The 413-nt window shown below is 55.2% G+C and carries 1 pseudogene; it reads right to left on the bottom strand.

Annotated elements, in window-relative coordinates:
* Positions 1-319: pseudogene (locus tag ACLFKU_RS44275) on the bottom strand (phosphatase); the annotation flags it as partial.
* Between the last annotated feature and the right edge of the window lie 94 nt (positions 320-413).

Below are 413 nucleotides of genomic sequence, written 5' to 3'. Positions count from 1 at the left end.
TGACGACAGATCGCCTCCCAGCGGTGAGCGAGCTATAGAACTCGGCGGCGCCTGCGATTGGTCGGAGCAGATCCATCACCTGGACCTCATAGTCTGCGATGCGGGCCGCTTCTCGTTCCGGCGAGAGGCCGGGAGAGATTGACGCAACTAGTTCTATATCCCGGCGCGCGGCAGACATCCGCAACACACTCTCCGGAGAGAGCCGTTCCTCCCCTGCCCATCGACGGAGAGCGTTTTCAACTACAGCCGCTGAATCCACAAGGACACCGTCCAGGTCGAAGGCAACGTGATCGTAATCGTTGAGATCGATTTCGTTCATGGCAATATGAGTAGGAATCGAAACAATAGAAAAAGTTGGTGATTGCAATTTTTGTCGCGTCTTTCCTAGACTTCGCCCTCTAGTATCACGCCCA

Origin of the sequence: Paraburkholderia sp. EG304 (genome assembly GCF_046543485.1) — a bacterium.
GTDB classification, from domain to species: Bacteria; Pseudomonadota; Gammaproteobacteria; order Burkholderiales; family Burkholderiaceae; genus Paraburkholderia; species Paraburkholderia youngii.
Note: the sequence above shows the minus strand (reverse complement) of the source record. Positions and strands in the feature narration are given on the sequence as shown.